This window comes from Nonomuraea deserti, assembly GCF_004348685.1.
GTDB classification, from domain to species: Bacteria; Actinomycetota; Actinomycetes; order Streptosporangiales; family Streptosporangiaceae; genus Nonomuraea; species Nonomuraea deserti.
In genome coordinates this window covers 1-18,208 of sequence record NZ_SMKO01000051.1, presented here as the reverse complement: position 1 = coordinate 18,208, position 18,208 = coordinate 1, and the positions used below count along the sequence as shown (strand labels likewise).

Annotated in this window: 17 protein-coding genes and 1 pseudogene; 12 read left to right on the top strand and 6 right to left on the bottom strand. The window is 71.5% G+C overall.

Annotated features, from left to right (window positions below):
* The first annotated feature begins 211 nt into the window (after positions 1 to 211).
* The 4 genes from E1292_RS20245 (at position 212) to E1292_RS20230 (ending at position 5,293) form a co-directional block, all read left to right on the top strand.
* On the top strand, positions 212 to 1,879 hold the full coding sequence (locus tag E1292_RS20245; RefSeq protein ID WP_132596798.1) for an FAD-binding oxidoreductase: 1,668 nt from the start codon (positions 212 to 214) through the stop codon (positions 1,877 to 1,879).
* Between the two features lie 193 nt (positions 1,880 to 2,072).
* Positions 2,073 to 3,305 carry a sensor histidine kinase gene (locus E1292_RS20240; RefSeq protein WP_246090218.1) on the top strand — a complete coding sequence of 411 codons (1,233 nt, stop codon included), beginning with the start codon at positions 2,073 to 2,075 and terminating at the stop codon, positions 3,303 to 3,305.
* Entirely contained in the window at positions 3,296 to 3,961 is a 666-nt protein-coding gene (locus E1292_RS20235) for a response regulator (RefSeq protein ID WP_132596796.1), read from the top strand. Before E1292_RS20240 ends, E1292_RS20235 begins: the two co-directional genes overlap by 10 nt.
* A gap of 207 nt (positions 3,962 to 4,168) precedes the next feature.
* Positions 4,169 to 5,293: an alpha/beta hydrolase family protein gene (locus tag E1292_RS20230; RefSeq protein ID WP_132596795.1), complete on the top strand. Its 1,125-nt coding sequence runs from the start codon at positions 4,169 to 4,171 to the stop codon at positions 5,291 to 5,293.
* 110 nt (positions 5,294 to 5,403) lie between these two features.
* Here E1292_RS20230 and manD read toward each other — a convergent pair whose 3' ends face one another.
* The 5 genes from manD to E1292_RS20205 all read right to left on the bottom strand — a co-directional run bounded on the left by manD (position 5,404) and on the right by E1292_RS20205 (position 10,991).
* Positions 5,404 to 6,633 (bottom strand): D-mannonate dehydratase ManD, encoded by a 1,230-nt coding sequence (manD, locus tag E1292_RS20225; RefSeq protein WP_132596794.1) that lies wholly within the window; start codon positions 6,631 to 6,633, stop codon positions 5,404 to 5,406.
* A gap of 93 nt (positions 6,634 to 6,726) precedes the next feature.
* Positions 6,727 to 7,875: a galactonate dehydratase gene (dgoD, locus tag E1292_RS20220; protein ID WP_132596793.1), complete on the bottom strand. Its 1,149-nt coding sequence runs from the start codon at positions 7,873 to 7,875 to the stop codon at positions 6,727 to 6,729.
* A 5-nt stretch (positions 7,876 to 7,880) separates the two neighbouring features.
* A complete protein-coding gene (locus E1292_RS20215) occupies positions 7,881 to 8,696 on the bottom strand; it encodes a carbohydrate ABC transporter permease (protein WP_132596792.1) in 816 nt (271 codons plus the stop codon).
* Positions 8,693 to 9,634 (bottom strand): carbohydrate ABC transporter permease, encoded by a 942-nt coding sequence (locus tag E1292_RS20210; protein ID WP_220446955.1) that lies wholly within the window; start codon positions 9,632 to 9,634, stop codon positions 8,693 to 8,695. Before E1292_RS20210 ends, E1292_RS20215 begins: the two co-directional genes overlap by 4 nt.
* A gap of 67 nt (positions 9,635 to 9,701) precedes the next feature.
* Complete coding sequence (locus tag E1292_RS20205) at positions 9,702 to 10,991, bottom strand: ABC transporter substrate-binding protein (protein WP_220446954.1); 1,290 nt, start codon at positions 10,989 to 10,991, stop codon at positions 9,702 to 9,704.
* Positions 10,992 to 11,128: 137 nt separating this feature from the next.
* Between E1292_RS20205 and E1292_RS20200 the strand changes: the two genes are divergently transcribed.
* A complete protein-coding gene (locus tag E1292_RS20200; RefSeq protein ID WP_220446953.1) occupies positions 11,129 to 11,893 on the top strand; it encodes a FadR/GntR family transcriptional regulator in 765 nt (254 codons plus the stop codon).
* Positions 11,894 to 12,005: 112 nt separating this feature from the next.
* Here the strand turns inward: E1292_RS20200 and E1292_RS20195 are convergent, their stop codons facing one another.
* Positions 12,006 to 12,683, bottom strand: coding sequence for a GntR family transcriptional regulator (locus tag E1292_RS20195; RefSeq protein WP_132596789.1), 678 nt, complete (start codon positions 12,681 to 12,683; stop codon positions 12,006 to 12,008).
* A gap of 102 nt (positions 12,684 to 12,785) precedes the next feature.
* Here E1292_RS20195 and E1292_RS20190 point away from each other — a divergent pair, with 102 nt between their 5' ends.
* From E1292_RS20190 to E1292_RS20160, 7 genes and pseudogenes are all read left to right on the top strand, one after another.
* Positions 12,786 to 13,574 (top strand): FAD binding domain-containing protein, encoded by a 789-nt coding sequence (locus E1292_RS20190; protein ID WP_132596788.1) that lies wholly within the window; start codon positions 12,786 to 12,788, stop codon positions 13,572 to 13,574.
* Positions 13,575 to 13,601: 27 nt separating this feature from the next.
* Positions 13,602 to 14,090, top strand: coding sequence for a (2Fe-2S)-binding protein (locus tag E1292_RS20185; RefSeq protein WP_132596787.1), 489 nt, complete (start codon positions 13,602 to 13,604; stop codon positions 14,088 to 14,090).
* On the top strand, positions 14,087 to 15,475 hold the full coding sequence (locus E1292_RS54975) for a xanthine dehydrogenase family protein molybdopterin-binding subunit (RefSeq protein ID WP_132596786.1): 1,389 nt from the start codon (positions 14,087 to 14,089) through the stop codon (positions 15,473 to 15,475). The genes E1292_RS20185 and E1292_RS54975 overlap by 4 nt, the downstream gene beginning before the upstream one ends.
* 2 nt (positions 15,476 to 15,477) lie before the next feature.
* A complete protein-coding gene (locus E1292_RS54970) occupies positions 15,478 to 16,491 on the top strand; it encodes a xanthine dehydrogenase family protein molybdopterin-binding subunit (RefSeq protein ID WP_132596785.1) in 1,014 nt (337 codons plus the stop codon).
* Positions 16,485 to 16,787, top strand: coding sequence for an EthD family reductase (locus E1292_RS20170; protein ID WP_132596784.1), 303 nt, complete (start codon positions 16,485 to 16,487; stop codon positions 16,785 to 16,787). Before E1292_RS54970 ends, E1292_RS20170 begins: the two co-directional genes overlap by 7 nt.
* Positions 16,784 to 17,644 carry an AAA family ATPase gene (locus tag E1292_RS20165; protein ID WP_132596783.1) on the top strand — a complete coding sequence of 287 codons (861 nt, stop codon included), beginning with the start codon at positions 16,784 to 16,786 and terminating at the stop codon, positions 17,642 to 17,644. Before E1292_RS20170 ends, E1292_RS20165 begins: the two co-directional genes overlap by 4 nt.
* Positions 17,637 to 18,208, top strand: a pseudogene (locus E1292_RS20160) (hypothetical protein); the annotation flags it as partial. The gene E1292_RS20165 and the pseudogene E1292_RS20160, both read left to right, overlap by 8 nt.

The following is an 18,208-nucleotide window of genomic DNA, read 5'->3' as shown; positions in this document are numbered from 1 at the left end:
ACCGGCCGCACCGCCGCACCGGCCGCACCGGCCTCCGGCCGCGCCAACCCCCGGGTGGCCGGAGCCGTCCTCCGCCGGTCAGCCGTTCGGTGGGGCGGGTCAGCCGTTCGGCGGGGTGGAGGGTTCAGCCGCCGGTTCATGGCATGGGTTGATGTGCGCCTCGCTGCCGGATTGGGAGGCTGACGACCTCCAGTCGGAAGGAGCGAGACACATGTCGGAAGTGAGCGGTGGGAGCCCGAGCCCGCCCGGCCGCATGGCTTTGAGCCGTCGTGGGCTGCTCGCCGGTGCGGGTGCCGGAGCGGTCACGGGGGCGGTCGCCGGGGCGGCCGGCACGTGGGGTGCCGATGCCGCGTCGGCGGAATCGGACGCGGCGGCGTTCGAGGCGGTGACGGTACGTCCTGGTGACGCCCGTTACGACGCCCTGTTGCGGGGCAACAACTTCAGGTTCGCGGGCCGGCCGGACGAGATCCGCGTGGTCGGGTCGACCGACCAGGTGGTGCGCGCCGTGTCGGACGCGGTGCGGTCCGGCAGGCGGGTCGCGGTACGCAGTGGCGGACACTGCTTCGAGAACCTCACCGCCGACCCGGCGGTACGCGTGCTGCTGGACCTCTCCCCGATGGACGAGGTCGCCTATGACGCCGGGCGGCGGGCGTTCGCCGTACAACCCGGAGCGACGCTCGGGCAGGTGTACCGGACGCTGTTCAAGGGCTGGGGCGTGACGATCCCCGCGGGCAGTTGCCCGGGAGTGGGCGCCGGTGGGCACTTCGCAGGCGGCGGGTACGGCGCCCTGTCCCGGCGGTACGGCTCGGTGGTGGATCACCTGTACGGCGTGGAGGTCGTGGTGGTCGGCCGTGACGGCAGCGCCCGCGCGGTGGTGGCCACCCGCGAGCCGGACGACCCGAACCGCGACCTGTGGTGGGCGCACACCGGTGGTGGCGGCGGCAACTTCGGCGTGGTCACCCGCTACTGGCTGCGCTCGTCCGGAGCCACCGGCACCGACCCGGCCAGGCTGCTGCCGGCGTCGCCGCAGCGGATGTCGCAGCACGCGACCTTCTGGTCGTGGGAGCACATGACCGAACGGGCGCTCACCGGGCTGCTCCGCAACTTCGGGACCTGGCATGAGCGCAACAGCGCGCCCGGCTCCCCGTACACCGGGTTGTACGGGATCCTCCAGCCGTCGCACCGCGCAGGCGGAACCGTCATGCTGGTCGCCCAGATCGACGCGGACTTCCCCAGAGCCGACACGATGGTGACCGACTTCGTGTCGGCGGTGACCGCCGGAGTCGACCTGACCCCGGTGCTCGACATCCGGCGGACGGTGCCGTGGTTGCACGCGATGACCTGGCCGGGCACCGGCGAGGCCGGCGACGTGCTCACTCGCCGGTACAAGATCAAGGCCGGCTACCTGCGACGCTCCTTCACCGAGACCCAGCTCGCGGCCGTCTACCGCAACCTGACGAACTCCACCGGCGGGCCGGAGTCCGGCATGCTGCTCATCGGCTACGGCGGCCAGGTCGGCGCGGTGGCGCCAGGGGCCACGGCGGTCGCCCAGCGGGACGTGATCATGAAGGCGGTCTACCAGACGATCTGGGGCGAGGAGAAGGACGACGCGGCCAACCTCGCCTGGGTACGCGGCTTCTACCGCGACGTGTACGCCGGCACCGGCGGCGTGCCGGTGCCCGGCGAGGTCGACGACGGCTCCTACATCAACTACGCCGACGCCGACCTGGCCGACCCGAAGTGGAACACGTCGGGTGTGTCCGCGCACACGCTCTACTACAAGGACAACTACCCGCGCCTGCAGCGGGCGAAGGCCCGGTGGGACCCGCGCAACGTCTTCATGCACGCCCTCGCCATCGAGCCTCCCCGGGCCGGCTGACCGGCGCCGGACGTGCCGGCGTGGCGGTTAGATTGGCCGCTGGGAGCGGGCGCGGGGGAGGAGGGCACGGATGAGCGATCCAGCGACACGGTGGCCGGCACGTTGGCGGACATGGCGGCCGGCACCGTCGCAGACGCGGTGGCAGACGCGGTGGCAGACGCGGTGGCAGACGCGGTGGAGGGCATGGCGGCCGGTGCCGGCGGCCGTCGGGCCGTACGCGTTGCTGGCGTTCGTGGCCGCGGTCACCGTGGCCGACCGGCGAGCGGCAGGCGCGCTCCTGCTCGTCGACCTGGTCCTCTGCGCGCTGCTGGCGGCGTGGATGCTGGGGGTTCACACGCTCCGTCCCGCCTGGCGCGAGCGTGCGCCGGTGATGGCGGTCTTCATCGCCGTGCTGGTCCTGCTCTGGGCGGCTCTGGTCGTCAGGTCGCCGTGGTTCGGCTTCTTCACCCCCGCCGTCTACGTTCACGCCTTCCGGGTCCTGCCCTGGCCGTGGCAGCCGGTCGGCGTCGCCGCGGTGGGGACGGTGGCGGGCACGGCGCAGGCGTACGGCGTCGACAAGAGCACGGCCGCCGGCCTGGTCACCTACGGAGCCATCGTCGCCGCGAACGTCATCCCCATGTGCGCCTTCGCCTGGTTCGCCCGGCGCGACGACCGGCGGAACGAGGAGCGGGACCGTGCGCTCCACGAGGCGCGCGAGGCGAACCGCAAGCTGGCGGCGTCGCTGGCGGAGAACGCGGCCCTGCACGAGCAGCTGCTGGCGCGGGCGCGCGACGCCGGCGTGCAGGACGAGCGGCAGCGGATGGCGCGGGAGATCCACGACACGCTGGCGCAGGGTTTCACCGGCATCATCAGCCAGTTGCGCGCGGCCGAGCACGCCGGCGACGATCCGCCGGGATGGCGCCGGCACGTCGCGGCCGCGACCGAGCTGGCCAGGGAGAGCCTGTCGGAGGCGCGGCGGTCGGTGCACGCGCTGCGTCCGGAGCCGCTGCGCTCGGCGCGGCTGAGCGAGGCGCTGGCGGGCGTCGTCGAGCGCTGGTCGGCACTGCACGACATCACCGTCCAGGTCACGACGACCGGCACGGCGCGGCCGATCCGGCCCGAGGCCGAGGCGGCGCTGCTCAGGATCGCGCAGGAGGCCCTGGCCAACGTGGCCAAGCACGCGCGGGCGACCAGGGTGGGGGTGACGTTGTCGTATCTGGAGCACGAGGCGGCTCTGGACGTCCGCGACGACGGCGGCGGCTTCGACCCGGCCAGGCTCGACGCCGCCGCCGAAAGCCTGCGGGCCGATCGCGGCGGGTTCGGCCTGATCGCGATGCGGCAACGGATCGAGAGCGTGTCCGGCACCCTGCAGGTCGAGTCGGAGCCGGGCGCCGGCACGGGCATCTCGGCCCGCGTCCCCTCCGAGCGGGCGGAGGCATGCGCGTGAGCGGCCCCGCCGGCCCGATCCGGCTGCTGATCGTGGACGATCACCCGGTGGTCAGAGACGGGCTGAGCAGCATGTTCGCCCGCGACCCGGAGTTCGAGGTGCTCGGCGAGGCCGCCGACGGAGCCGAGGCGGTCCGGCTGGCCCAGGCCCTGCGTCCGGACGTGATCCTCATGGACCTGCGGATGCCCGGCATGGACGGCGTGAGCGCGATCAGGCAGCTCGCCGAGCGGGGGAGCGAGGCCCGCGTGCTGGTGCTGACCACGTACGACACCGACAGCCACGTGCTTCCGGCGATCGAGGCGGGCGCCACCGGATACCTCCTCAAGGACGCTCCCCGCGACGAGTTGTCGCGGGGGGTCCGGGCGGCGGCCCGCGGCGAGGCGGTGCTCGCCCCGTCGGTGGCGGCCCTGCTGATGAACCGCGTGCGCGCGCCCGTGCCCGGGCCGCTCAGCCCGCGCGAGGTCGAAGTGCTCCAGCTGGTGGCGTCCGGGGCCACGAACCGGGAGGCGGCGGCCCGGTTGTTCCTCACCGAGGCGACCATCAAGTCGCACATGCTCAACATCTACGCCAAGCTCGGGGTCAACGACCGCGCCGCCGCCGTCACCGAGGCGTTCAACCGGGGGCTGCTCGTCCCGCGACCGCCCCAGCACCCCTGACGGCAGGCGATGCCTGTCCGTTCGCGGGACGAACGCGAGAGCTCCGGCGCGCCGCATCCGGTTCCCAGAAGACGGCGAGAACCTGTCGGCCATCACGACGGGGGTGAGCAGGACGACGGCTGACCGGCCATCCCCTACGAAAGTCGCTGGGGCCGTGTGACTTTCGCCGGGGACGGTCGACCGCCGTCACGCGGCACGGTTGAGCGCATGAAGAAGACCGTGACCGCGAGCGTTCTCGCGCTTTCCGCATCACTGACCACCCTGGGCGCGATCCCGGCCGAGGCCGCCGCGCCCGTCACCGCCCTGCCGGCGCCGACCGGTGACCACCCGGTCGGCAGGACCGACCTGCACCTGATCGACTCCAGCCGCCCCGACCCCTGGGTGACCGACCGGAACGCGCGCGAGCTGATGGTCTCGATCTGGTACCCGGCGCGCAAGGCCGCCGGCAAGCGCGCGCCGTACCTCACGCCGCAGGAATCAGAGCTGATCATTAGGAGCGAGCCGCGGCTCGCGGACGTACCGGCGGACACGCTCGCCAAGACCGTGACGCACGCCCGCGCCGGCGTTCCCGCGCAGCAGCGGAAAGGCGGATGGCCTCTGGTGGTCCTGTCGCCCGGCATGACGCTGCCCCGCGCGAGCATGACCTCGCTGGCCGAGGAGTTCGCCAGCCGCGGCTACCTGGTGGCGGGGATCGAGCACACGTACGAGTCGCTGGCCACCACCTTCCCCGACGGCAGGACCGTCACCTTCGAGGCGGGGAAGGCCGGCCAGACCCCTGAGACGGGCGAGAAGGTGGCCCGGGTGCGGGCCGCGGACACCGAGTTCGTCCTCAAGCGGCTGGAAGCGGACAAGCGCTGGAAACGGCTGATCGACGAGAGGAGGATCGCCATGGTGGGTCACTCGGTCGGCGGCCAGAGCGCGGCGCACCTGCTGCCGGTGTCGGGGCGGATCAAGGCCGCGGTCAATCTCGACGGCACCTACAACCCCAAGACGCCGGCCAAGCCGCTGGTCAAGCCCTTCATGATGATCGGCAATCCCCGGCACCAGCCGGAATCGGGCGGCAAGGACGGCTCGTGGGACCTGTTCTGGCCGCACGTGAAGGGTGACGGGAAACGCTGGCTGACCGTGACCGGCGCCGAACACATGAGCTTCATGGACTATGCGGTGCTGCTGCCGCAGCTCGGGCTGCCCAAGACGCCGATCGACGGCAAGCGCGCCCTCAAGATCACTCGTTCGTACGTCACCGCCTTCCTCGACGCGCACCTCAAGGGCGAGCGTCGGCCTCTCCTGGACAAGCCGTCGCGGAAGTACCCCGAAGTGAAGTTCTGGTAGCCCCCGGGCGGGGCGCTACGGAGACGCTTTCCAGGGTCGCCCGCATCTCCCTGAGCGGCCCGCGGGGGCGGGGCCCGCCCGGCACCACGACGGGCCGGGCGGGCCGGTGCTCACCAGTCGTGGACGGTGCCGTCCTTGAGCCGGTTGAACGGCAGGTACGCCGCCTGGTACGGGAAGCGCGCCGCGGCCTCCTCGTCGAGGTCCACGCCGAGCCCCGGCAGCTCGCCGGGGTGCAGGTAGCCGTCGGCGAAGGTGAACGACTGCCGGAACACCTCGTTGGTGGCGGCGCCGTGCTGCATGTACTCCTGGATGCCGAAGTTGTGGATCGCGAGGTCCAGGTGCAGGGCGGCGGCCATGCCGACCGGCGAGATGTCGGTCGGGCCGTGGATCCCGGACTTGATCTGGTACTGGGCGGCGTAGTCGAGCAGTTTCCGCATGGCCGTGATCCCGCCGGTGTGGGTGACGGCGGACCGCACGTAGTCGATGAGCTGCTCGCGGATCAGCGTCTGGTAGTCCCACACGGTGTTGAAGATCTCGCCGATGGCCAGCGGGGTGGTGGTGTGCCGGCGGACCAGGCGCAGCGCCTCCTGGTTCTCCGCGGGCGTGCAGTCCTCCAGCCAGAACAGGTCGTACGGTTCGAGCGCCTTGCCGAGCTTGGCCGCCTGGATGGGGGTCATCCGGTGGTGCCCGTCGTGCAGCAGCGGCAACTCGGGCCCGAACTCGCCCCGCACCGCCTCGAACACGCCGGGCAGGTGGCGCAGGTAGGCCCGGGTGTCCCAGTCCTCCTCCGCGGGGAGCGCGGTGCGCTGGGCCGGCTCGTAGTCGTAGCGCTTGCCGTCGACGCTCGGCTGGGCGGCCACGCCGTACACGGCGTTGATGCCAGGGACGGAGGTCTGCACCCGGATCGAGCGGTACCCCAGCTCCAGGTGCCGGCGGATCGAGTCGAACAGCTCGGGCAGGTCCCGGCCCGAGGCGTGCCCGTACGCCATGATCCCGGTCCTGGAGGCGCCGCCGAGCAGCTGGTAGAGGGGCATCCCGGCGGCCTTGGCCTTGATGTCCCAGAGCGCCACGTCGACGGCCGCGATGGCGGCCATGGTGACGGGCCCGCGCCGCCAGTACGCCGAGCGGTAGAGGAACTGCCAGGTGTCCTCGATGCGGTGCGGGTCGCGCCCGATCAGCAGGGGGACGACGTGGTCGGCCAGGTACGACGCGACCGACAGTTCCCGACCGTTGAGGGTGCCGTCGCCCAGCCCCGTGATCCCGTCATCCGTCGTGATCCTGAGGGTGACGAAGTTGCGGTCGGGGCTGGTGACGATGACGTCCGCAGCGGTGATCTTCACGTGGTGCCTTTCTCACGGGTGGTGCGAGCGGGGGACGGGCCGGGCCGCGGGCCGTGGACGCGCGGCGGCCCCGCTGGTCATGCCGGGGGCATGTCACCATTCCGCGTAGGAGCCGTCCCGGTGCCGCCAGACGGGGCTGCGCCAGGCGTGCCCCTTCTTGTCGGCGGCGCGGACCTGCGCATCGTCGATCTCGATGCCCAGTCCGGGCGCGGTGAGCCGCTCGACGTGCCCGTCCACGAAGGTCAACGGGGTCTTGTCGGCGCAGTAGTCGAGCACGTCGGCGCCGCGGTTGTAGTGGATGCCGAGGCTCTGTTCCTGGATCAGGTAGTTCGGCGTGGCGAAGCCGACCTGCAGGCAGGCCGCGAGGGCGATCGGGCCGAGCGGGCAGTGCGGCGCGAGTTGCACGTCGTACACGTCGGCGAGCGCGGCGATCTTGCGTACCTCGGTGATGCCTCCGGCGTGCGAGAGGTCCGGCTGGGCGACCGCGATGCCGGCCTGGAAGACGGGCAGGAACTCCTGCCGGCTGTAGAGCCGTTCGCCGGTCGACACCGGGACGGTGGTCGAGCCGACGAACGCGCCGATGAGGTGGGAGTTCTCCGGGACGACCGGCTCCTCGATGAACATCGGCCGGTACGGCTCCAGCAGCGGCGCCAGCCGGCGGGCGTTGGCCAGGGTGAACCGCCCGTGCAGGTCGACGGCGACGTCGCGGTGGTTGCCGAGCACCTCGCGGGCGGCGGCCACCCGGCCGATCACGCCGTCCAGCTCGGCGACCGACGCGACCGGGCTCATCCTGCCGGAGGCGTTCATCTTCACCGCGGTGAGCCCGGCCTCCACCTGGGCGGCGATGTGGTCGCGCACCTCGCCGGGCTCGTCGCCGCCGACCCAGCCGTACACGCGGATGCGGTCCCTGACCGGGCCGCCCAGCAGCTGGTGCACGGGGGCGCCGAAGTGCTTGCCCGCGATGTCCCAGAGCGCCTGGTCGAGGCCCGCCACGGCACTGGCCAGGATCGGGCCGCCCCGGTAGAACGAGCCCTTGGTCATCACCTGCCAGTGGTCCTCGATGCGCAGCGCGTCCCGGCCGACCAGCAGCTCGGCCAGCTGGTGCACGGCGGCGCGGACGGTCTCGGACCGCCCTTCGCAGGTGGCCTCGCCCCAGCCGACGATCCCGGAGCCGGTCTCCACCCGGACGAAGAGCCAGCGGGGGGCGACCAGGAAGGTCTCGATGCGTGCGATGGTGGTCATGCCGGTCAGCCCTTCGTCGCGCCGGCCGTGAGGCCGGAGACCACGTACTTCTGCACGAACAAGGCGATCACCATGATCGGCAGGGTCACCACGGTGGTCGCGGCCATCAGGCCGCCCCAGTCGATGCTGGCGTAACCGACGAAGTCGAAGATCGCCACGGGCAGGGTCTTGGTGCCGGCGTCGGAGAGCACGAGCGCGAACATGAAGTTGTTCCAGGAGAAGATGAAGGACAGGATCCCGGCGGTGGCGATCCCCGGCATGGACAGCGGCAGCGTGATGCGCCGGAAGGCGCCGATGTGGGTCAGCCCGTCGACCAGTGCCGCCTCCTCCAGCTCCGCCGGCAGGCTGTCGAAATAGCCCATCATGATGTAGACCACCAGCGGCAGCGAGACGAACATGTGGCTGATGATCAGCACCCCGAAGCCCCCGACCATCTTCAGGTTGGAGAAGACGTAGAACCAGGGCACCAGGAGCGAGACGCCGGGGATGACCCGGGCCATCAGCACCACCAGCGCGGACTTCCTCATGTTGAACCGGCTCATCGAGTACGCCGCCGGCAGGCCGAGGATCAGCGACGCCACGGTGGCGGCGAACGCCACCCAGAGGCTGTTGAGGATGAACTCGACGTAGTTCGCCTGCTGGAGCACCTTGGCGTAGTTGGCCAGGGTGGGGGAGAAGACCAGCGCCTTGCCCGGATCGTAGATGTCGACGTTGGTCTTGAACGACGCGGCGATCATCCAGATCAGGGGTGCGATCAGCGTGAGCACCACGACGGTGAGCGCCACCACCCGGAACACCCGGTACGCGGGCCGTGGCTTCATCGCTGGGCCTCCTTGCGCCGGGCGGTCAGGGCCCACATGGCCCCGATGATGATCAGGAAGAAGAGGATGAGGACGGTGGAGGAGACGCCGTACTCGTTGTAGTCGAAGCTGAGGCCGTAGGCGTACACGTTGAGGGTCTCCACCTCGTGGAACGAGCCGCCGCCCCGCCCCTTGGTGGCGTAGAGGATGTCGAAGGTCTTCAGCGCGTCGATGCCGCGCAGCAGGATCGCCACGGTCAGCGTGGGCGCCAGCAGCGGCAGGGTGACGTGCCGGAAACGCTGCCAGGTGCTGGCGCCGTCGATGCGGGCCGCCTCCTGCGGCTCGTCCGACAGCGATGTCAGCCCGGCCAGCAGGATCAGCGCCACCATCGGCGTCCACTGCCACACGTCGATGAAGATCGTGGTGGGCAGGGCCGTGTGCTGGCCGGCGAGCCACGGCTGCGGCCCGATGCCGAACCAGCCGAGCAGCTGGTTGGCCAGGCCGATGTTCGGGTCGAAGATGAGCCGCCACATCATGCCGACCGCGACGGGGGTGGCGACGAGCGGCAGCAGGATGGCGACGCGTACCCACTTCTGGGCCTTGAACGGCCGCCAGAGCAGCAGGGCGATCGCCATTCCGAGGACCACCTCGAACAGCAGCGCGACGCCGGTGAACGCGGCGGTCCTGCCGACGGCGGGCCAGAACCGTGCGGTGTCGGAGAGCACGTCGAGGTAGTTCTGCAGGCCCACGAACTCGCTCTCCGCGCGGACGGACCCCTCGGCGTCGGTCAGGCTGAGGTAGCCGGTCCAGGCCAGGGGGAAGACGAGCAGCGCGGCGACGAAGGTCATCGCGGGCGCGGCGAAGAGCCATTTGCGGTGGTCGTCGACCCAGCGCACCCAGCCGGGCGTGCCGGGGGCGGTGGGAGTGCCGCGCGCCGCCTTGGTCGTGATCGTTGCCATGAGGTCTCCAGGGATGGGCAAGGTACGCGGGTGGCGGGCGCTCGCTCCCGCCACCCGCGTGTGCCGCTTACTTGGCCTCGTCGTCCAGGAACTTCTGGAACGCGGCGTTGGCCGTGTCGGCGGACGCGGCGGCGTCCTTGCCGGTGATCGCGTCCACGATCGGCTGGCCGACGATCTCGCGGGCCTCGGCGACCTGGACGACCAGCGGCCGATCATGGCCCACCCCGTCCTTGGTGCTGGCCGCGATGGCCTCCGCCAGGTCCTTCGGGAAGGTCGAGGTGCCTTCGGGATCGGCCCAGACGGAGGTGCGGGCGCCCGGCACGCCGGACTTCTGCTGGGCGAGCGTCTGCTCCTTGCTGGTGGCCCACTCGATGAACTTCCAGGCGTTGTCCGTGTTCTCGGAGCTGTCGTTGATGCCCAGCGCCCACGACGGGATGTTGTACGGCTTGGAACCGGCGGGGCCTGCCGGGAACGGAGCGAAGCCCACCTTGTCCGAGATCTTGGACTTGGCCGGGTCGGTGGCGTTCTTGTAGAGCGAGTTCGCCTCGGTGTAGAAGGCGGCCTTGCCCTGGGTGAAGATGGCCATCGCCTCGGGCCAGCCCATGTCGGTGCTGACGTTCGCCGGGCCGGAGTCCTTGATCAGCCCGCCGTAGTAGGCGTACGCCTGCTTGGCCGCCTCGCTGTTGACCGCGGCCTTGCCGCCGCCGTCGACGAAGTCGCCGCCGAAGCTGTAGAGGAAGCTGGAGAACTGGGTGACCGCCGTGGACTTGCCGGTGCGGGAGACGAACCCGGCGACGTCCGGCTCGGCCGCCTTGATCTTGGCGGCTGCGGCCTTCAGCTCGTCGAGGGTCTTCGGCGGGCCGCTCAGGCCGGCCTTGTCGAGCAGGTCCTTGCGGTAGTAGAGGACCTCCTGCTCGGTGATGATCGGGATCCCGACGGGCTTGCCCTCGTACGTGGTGGCCTCCACCGGGCCGGCCTGGAAGTCGCCGAAGTCCCAGCTTTCGGACTTCACCTGGGCGGACAGGTCGGCGAGGTACTTGTTCTTGGCGAAGAGCTTGCCCTCCTGCAGCGGGCGGTACATCATCACGTCGATGTCGGCCGAGCCGGCGTTCAGCTTGACGTTGTACTGGTCGGAGAGCTGGTCCTCGCCGAGCTGGGTGACCTCGACCTTGAGCCCGGTCTGCTTCTCGAACGCGGGCAGCGCCTTCTTGATGTTCTCGGTCCACACGTGGTTGGCCAGGGTGACCCGGATCGTCTTGGACGCGCCGGCGTCGTCGCCGCCACCGCCGCAGGCGGACAGGCCCATGGCCACGACCACGGCCAGAGATGTACCGAGTATCGATCGACGTCGTCGCACGTCATCTCGCCTTTCTGTCATGGCCGCCGCCCTCTCGAACAGCGCCACGCTCTCATAGCATCCGCTTAATGCCGGGATGCTAGGACAAATAGGCTGATTTATTCAAGTCTCGACTTCTAACTGATATGCTTTATCCCGTGGATCAGTCTTCAGCCCCAGGGGGCGCAACCACCCAGCGCGCCCCTGGCGAGGCTGGGCTGCACGCACGCGTCCTCGACCACCTGGGCACCGCCATCTGCAGCGGCGAGATGGCCGCCGGTTCCGTCCTGAGCATCGACGACCTGGTCGACCGCTGCCAGGTCTCCCGCTCGGTGATCCGCGAGGTGCTGCGGGTGCTCGCCTCCATGGGGCTCATCGAGTCCCGGCGCCGGGTCGGCGTCATGATCCAGCCCGCCAAGGCGTGGAAGGTCTTCGATCCGCGCGTGATCCGCTGGCGGCTCGCCTCGGACGCCCGGATGGCGCAGATGCGCTCGATCACCGAGCTGCGCACCGCGATCGAGCCGCATGCCGCCTGGCTGGCCGCCGAGCGGATCGACGACGACGACGCCAGCGAGTTAGTCGGGGTCGCGGCCAAGCTGTGGGCCGCCGGCAAGGCCGGTGACGAGGCGCGCTTCCTCGTCCTGGACATCGACTTCCACCGGCGGGTGCTGGCGGCCTCCGGCAACGAGATGTTCGAGGAGCTGCAGCTGATCGTCGCCGAGGTGCTGGCCGGCCGTCACCACTATCACCTGATGCCCCACTACCCGGACGAGCAGGCGCTGCAGTTGCACACCGACGTGGCCCACGCGATCCAGCGGCGCGACGGCGAGCGGGCCAGGCAGGCCATGGTGGAGATCATGGAGCAGGGTTTCGCCGAGATGAGGTCGATGTGGGAGCGCACCGCCGAGCCAGGCGGCGCGTGACCCGGTCGGCCCGGCGTTGAGCCGGAAACGCGCCGCGGGAGGGGGTGCGTGACCCGGTCGGCCCGGCGCTGAGCCGGAAACGCGCCGCCGAGCCGGGCGGTGCGTTGCCCGGTCAGCCCGTCGCGGAGTCGCGCATGCGCCCGTGGGCGTCGTGGGGGAGGTCGGCGTAGTGCCACTGGTGGTCGCGGGCCTGCCGGCACGCCGTCTCCAGGTCGCCGCCCTCGATCGCGGCCAGCAGCTCGGCGTGGTCGCGTACGACGTCGTGCGGATCGACCTCGGTCGCGACCATCGTGACCGACGTGCGAGCCTCGATCTGCAGGCCCTCCCAGGTGAGCTTGAGCAGCTCGTTGTGCGCCGCCTCGACGATGTGCCGGTGGAAGGACACGCTCGCCCGCGTCGCCGCCTCGCTGTCGCCGCGTTCGGCGGCGTCCCGCATCGCCTCCACGTCGGCCCGCAGTGACTCCACCGGCACGGTCCCGGCCAGCAGAGCCAGCCGGGTGGCCGTCTCCTCCAGCGCGGCGCGGACGACATAGCTCTCGCGCAGCGTCTCCTGGACGAAGGGCCGCACGAAGGTGCCCCGGCGCGGCTGGGTCTCCACGAGCCGCATGGCCTCCAGCTCGCGCAGCGCCTCGCGTACGGGCGCCTGGCTGGTGCCATAGGTGGCCGCGAGCCGCGTCTCCACCAGCCGCTCACCGGGCCTGACCTGGCCGGAGACGATCCTGCCGACCAGCGAGTCGCGGATCTGCCGCGCCAGCGTGAGACGCGGCAGCTTGGAGGGCTCTTCGGTCACGGAACGATCCTACCGATTATCGATGAAGACGATCTCTTGACGCATCCTTGTCGATAATCAATTATCGATAATCAGAGGGACCTCGGCGCAAGGAGGCCGCGCATGGCGATCCAGGCGGTGCACGTACCGGAGTCCCTCGATGGCGTGGTCGCCTGCTCGGCGCGGGGCGGTCGGATCATGGGCGGAGGCACGGTCGTCATGCCCCAGCTCACCAGCGGGTCCACGGCGGTGACCGAGCTGGTCAGCCTGCGCCGCGCGGGGCTCGGCGGCGTCGAGGTGCGCGACGGGGTGGCCACGATCGGGGCGGCGGCCACGCTCACCGCCGTGGGCGAGCATCCCGCCCTCGCCTTCCTGCGGCCGGCGCTGCGCACGATCGCCTCACCGACCATCAGGAACCAGGCCACCGTGGGCGGCAACCTGTTCGTCGCGCAACCGTACGGCGACCTGGCCGTCTGCCTGCTCGCCCTCGACGCCACCTGCGAGATCGCCGGGCCGGCCGGCCGGAGAGACGCACCGGTGGCCGACGTCCTGGCCGCCGGGATCGCCGCGGGCGAGGTCGTCGTCGCCGTACGGGTCACGCTGCCGGAGCCGGGCGCCTGGCACTACCACAAGGCCATGCGCCGCCGCCTGAACTCGGCGGCCATCGTCACCGTCGCCTCCGTCACCTCGGCCGGTGACCGCAGGATCGCGCTGGGCGGCCTCGCCCCGCGTCCCGTGCGCGCGGTGTCCGCCGAACGCCTGCTGAGCGGCCGGCCGCTGACACCGGAGAACCTCACCGAGGCGGGCGAGGCGGCCCGCGCCGACATCGACCCCTTCGACGACGCCTACGCCAGCGCGTGGTACCGGGCGCGAGTCCTGCCCGTGCACCTGCGCCGTGCCTTCCTCCCGTGAAGCGCCCGCACCAGAAGAGGTGGGATCGTGCCGTCACAGATCGTCTCGCTCGTCGTCAACGGTGAGCGGCGGGAGTTCATCGCCGCGCCGGGGGCCACGCTGCTCGCCTGCCTGCGCGAATCGCTGGGGCTCATCGCGGCCAAACGAGGCTGCGCGCAGGGCGCCTGCGGCACCTGCACGGTCCTCGTCGACGGCCGGCCCGAGGCCGCCTGCCTGGTCGCGGTGGAGACCGTCGCGGACGGGTCCGTCCGCACGCTGGAGGGCGTCACGTCCGGAGGCGAACTGGACGAGGTGCAGAGCGCCTTCATCGACTGCTTCGCCACCCAGTGCGGCTTCTGCACCTCCGGCATGATCATGGTCGCCGAGGCGCTGCTCGACCGGAACCCCGACCCGAGCGAGGACGACGTCATCGAGGCGATCTCGGGGAACGTCTGCCGGTGCACCGGCTACCGGCCCATCGTGATCGCCATCATGGAGGCGGCCAGGCGGCGCCGGGAGCAGGCGGTGCCGCGATGACGTACCGGCTCGCCCCCATCGACACCGGCGCCTTCGTGGCCGAGCGGGACGGCGACCACCACACCGTCATCGGCTCGGTGGTGCGGCGCTCCGACGCGCGCGGGCACGTCACGGGACGCACCGAGTTCTTCGAGGACGTGGCCGCGCCGCGGCTCGCGCACCTCAAGATGCACCGCTCGGCCCGGCACCACGCGAGGATCACCGACGTGGACGTGAGCGGGGCGCTCGCCGTGCCCGGCGTGCTGCGCGTCCTCACCCACGCCGACGTCCCGAACAACGTCTACACCGTGCTCAAGCTGATCGGCGTCGAGCCGGACGACGAGCCCGTCCTCGCCGTGGACAAGGTGCGCTACCTCGGCGAGCCCATCTGCGCCGTGGTCGCCGAGACCGAGGCGGCCGCGCTGGAGGGCGCGGCCGCGATCGAGGTCGGCTACGAGGACCTGCCGCCCGTCTTCGACGTCGAGGAGGCGCTGAAGGAGGGCGCGCCGCTGGTCAACGAGTACCAGGGGCAGAATTACTTCGTCTACGAGGGCCACCACTGCCGGCGGATCCGGTTCGGCGACGTGGAGAAGGCGTTCGGCCAGGCCGACCACGTCTTCGAGTGGCGCTACCAGTCGTCGCCGATCGAGCAGGCTCCCGTCGAGACCACCGGCTGCGTCGTCGTCCCGCAGGCCGACGGGCGGCTGCGCATCCACTCCGACACCCAGGCGTGCTTCTTCACCCTGGACAACACCGCGCTGATCCTGGGCGTGCCGTTCAACAAGCTGCGCATCGTGGGCGGAACGGTCGGCGGCGGGTTCGGCGGCAAGGTGGACGTGGTGGTCGAGCCGATCGCGTGCGTCGCCGCGATGGCGGTCGATCGCCCGGTCAAGTTCGTCTACGACCGGGCAGAGGAGATGCAGGTCTCCTCCCCGCGCGCGGCCGAGCGCATCGTCATCAAGGACGCCGTGATGGACGACGGCCGGATCATCGGCCGCAAGGTCACCCTGTACGTCGACGCCGGCGCGTACGCCCGCCACAGCCCGTACGGCACCACCAAGGCCGCCGCGCACCTGCCCGGCCCCTACACGATTCCCAACGTGTGGGCCGACTGCCACTGCGTGTTCACCAACCGCACGCCGTCCAGCGCCATGCGCGGTTTCGGCGTGACCATCGCCGACTTCGCGCTGGAGTCGCAGATGGACCGGATCGCCCGCGCCCTCGACATGGACCCGCTCCAGCTCCGGCTGATCAACGCCTACCGCGACGGCGACCTCAAGGCCCACCGCAAGATCGCCGAGGGCACGGCCCTGGTCGAGGTGATCCAGAAGGCGGCGGAGCTGGCCGGGCACGAGCTGCCCGAGGCGTACCGCAGGATGTCCTCCACGACCCGAGAGGGGCTGTAGCGATGGCGAAGCTGCGCGGCCGGGGGCACGCGTCGGTGAACTACCCCACCGGCATGAACCTGGGCGGCGACCCCTCGCAGGCGCTGATCCACGCCACGACCACCGGCACGTTCGTGGTCTCGCTCTCCTCGGTGGACCTGGGCCAGGGCATCAAGACGATCGCCGCCCAGTGCGCCGCGGAGACGCTCGGCCTGCCGATCGGGAACGTGCTCGTCGACACCGCCGACACCGACACCGGCCCGCACTGCATGGGCACCTTCGCCAGCCGCGGCAGCCACCGCGTCGGCAACGCCGTCATCATGGCCGCGGCCGAGGCGCGCGGCGTGATGCTGGAGGTGGCCGCCGAGGAGCTGGAGGTCGACGCGGCCGACCTGGAGACCGACGGCACCGGCTTCATCATGGTCAAGGGCGCGCAGGACAGGCGCATCCACGTCACCGACCTGGCGCTGGCCGCGCACTTCAAGCACGGGCGGACGATCTCCGGCCGCGGCGTCTACCTCAAGGAGCCGAGCGCGCCCGTGCCCGAGACGGGGGAGATGGACCCCGACTCCTGCCAGGCGCACGCGTGCACGGTCGCCGTCGTCGAGGTCGACGACGAGACCGGGGTGGTCGAGGTGCTGGAGCTGTTCAACACGTACGAGGTGGGCAGGGCGCTCAACCCGGCCATGGCGACGCAGCAGGTGGAGGGCGGGGCGTGGATGGGCGTGTCGCACGCCCTGTTCGAGACCACCGAGCCGTACTACCCGGTCCGCGACCACGGCCCGCGCGACTTCGCCGGCTACCTGATGCCGGGGCCCGCCGACCTCCCGATCCAGCACAGCCTGCTCCTGGAGCGCCCGGCCGCGAACGGGCCGTACGGCGCCAAGGGGATCGGCGAGATGACGGCCAACGCCCCGATCCCGGCCATCGCCAACGCGATCTTCGACGCCTGCGGTGTGCGCCTGACGTCGATGCCGTTCACCCCGGAACGCGTCCTGCGAGGGCTGGACGCCTTGAGGATGGAGGAACCATGTTGAAGGTCATATCGCTGCTCAAGCGCGCCGAGGGCCTGTCCCGCGAGGAGTACGCCACGTGGGTGGTGGAGGAGCACGTCGAGTTCGCCAGGAAGCTGCCCGGCCTGCGCAAGTACACGGTCAACGTGAGCAACGGCGACGACGCGGCGTACGACTCGGTGCACGAGCTGTACTTCGACGACGAGGACGCCCGCGCCGCCGCGTTCGGCTCCGAGCATGGCAAGGCGGCGGCGGCCGACGCGTCCGCGCACACCTCCTCGCGCATTCACCTGCTGACCACCGAGCACGCGCAGCTGTGACCCCCGGCCCCGGTGAGCTGGCCGCGGCGCTGGAGGGTAAGGGGTATTTCGCGGACGAAGGGCTGGCCACGGCCGTCCACCTGGCGCTGCGCCTGAGGCGGCCGCTGCTGCTGGAGGGCGAGCCGGGCGTCGGGAAGACCGAGGTGGCCGCGGTGCTGTCGCGGATCACCGGCCTGGAGCTGATCCGCCTGCAGTGCTTCGAAGGGCTGGACTCCGGCCAGGCCCTCTACGAGTGGGACCACCCCAAGCAGCTCCTCCACGTCCGGGTGGCCGAGAGCCGCGGCCAGGACGTCGGCGACCTCTACCGCGAGGAGTTCCTGCTGCGCCGTCCGCTGCTGCGCGCCGTGCAGGCCGAGCGGGGCGCGGTGCTGCTGATCGACGAGATCGACCGGGCCGACAGCGAGTTCGAGGCGTTCCTGCTGGAGTTCCTCGGCGACTACCAGATCACGATTCCGGAGCTGGGCACCGTGCGGGCCGGCACGCCGCCGATCGTGGTGCTGACCTCCAACCGTACGCGCGAGCTGCACGACGCGCTCAAGCGACGCTGCCTCTACCACTGGATCGCCTTCCCCGAACCGGGACGCGAGCGGGCGATCCTCCGCGCGTCCGTGCCCGGGCTGGAGGAGCGGGCGGCCGAAGGGCTCGTCCGGGCGGTCCAGCGCGTACGAGGGCTGCCGCTGCTCAAGCGGCCCGGCATCGCCGAGTCGGTGGAGTGGGCCCGTGGCGCCATGGCGCTGGCGGAGGGCGGCGACCCGTGGCCGCTGGCCCTGCGCCGGGCCCTCGGCCTGCTGATCAAGGACGAGGAGGACACCCGGCTCCTCCTGGGTCACGCCGAGGACGTGTTCAGCGATGCCTGACGCCCGCTCGGTGGCCGATCCGGCCGGGCTGGCCGCGGATCACCTGTGGGGGTTCCTGGTCGCGCTGCGCGAGGCCGGGCTCCGCACCGCGCCGGCCAAGCGGGCCGACCTGCTGCGGGTGGTCGCGGAATCCCCGCCGTCCGGCATGGCCGCGATGTACTGGTCCGCCCGGATCACCCTGCTCCAGGACGTGGCCGACCTGCCCGCCTTCGACCGCGTCTTCGACGCCTGGTTCCGGCACGGCGCCACCGACGACCCGCCGACCCTGAGGGACGACGGCGCACCGTCCCCCGGCGGTCCCGGCGAGGACGAACCGCCGGCCCAGGAGGCGCGGCCGGGCGACGGGACCGAGGCCAGCACCACGAGCACCTACGGCACGCGGGACTTCGGCAGGACCCGCGAGCGCACGCTCATGCGCGCCCTCGAAGCCGCCTGGCCCGCCGCGCTGCCCGCCACCGCGTCACGCCGCCGCCGCCCGGCCCGGTCGGGCGACCGGCTGGACGTGCGGCACGCGTGGCGGCGCGCCCACCGCCACGACGGGGAGATCATCGAACTGCGCCACCT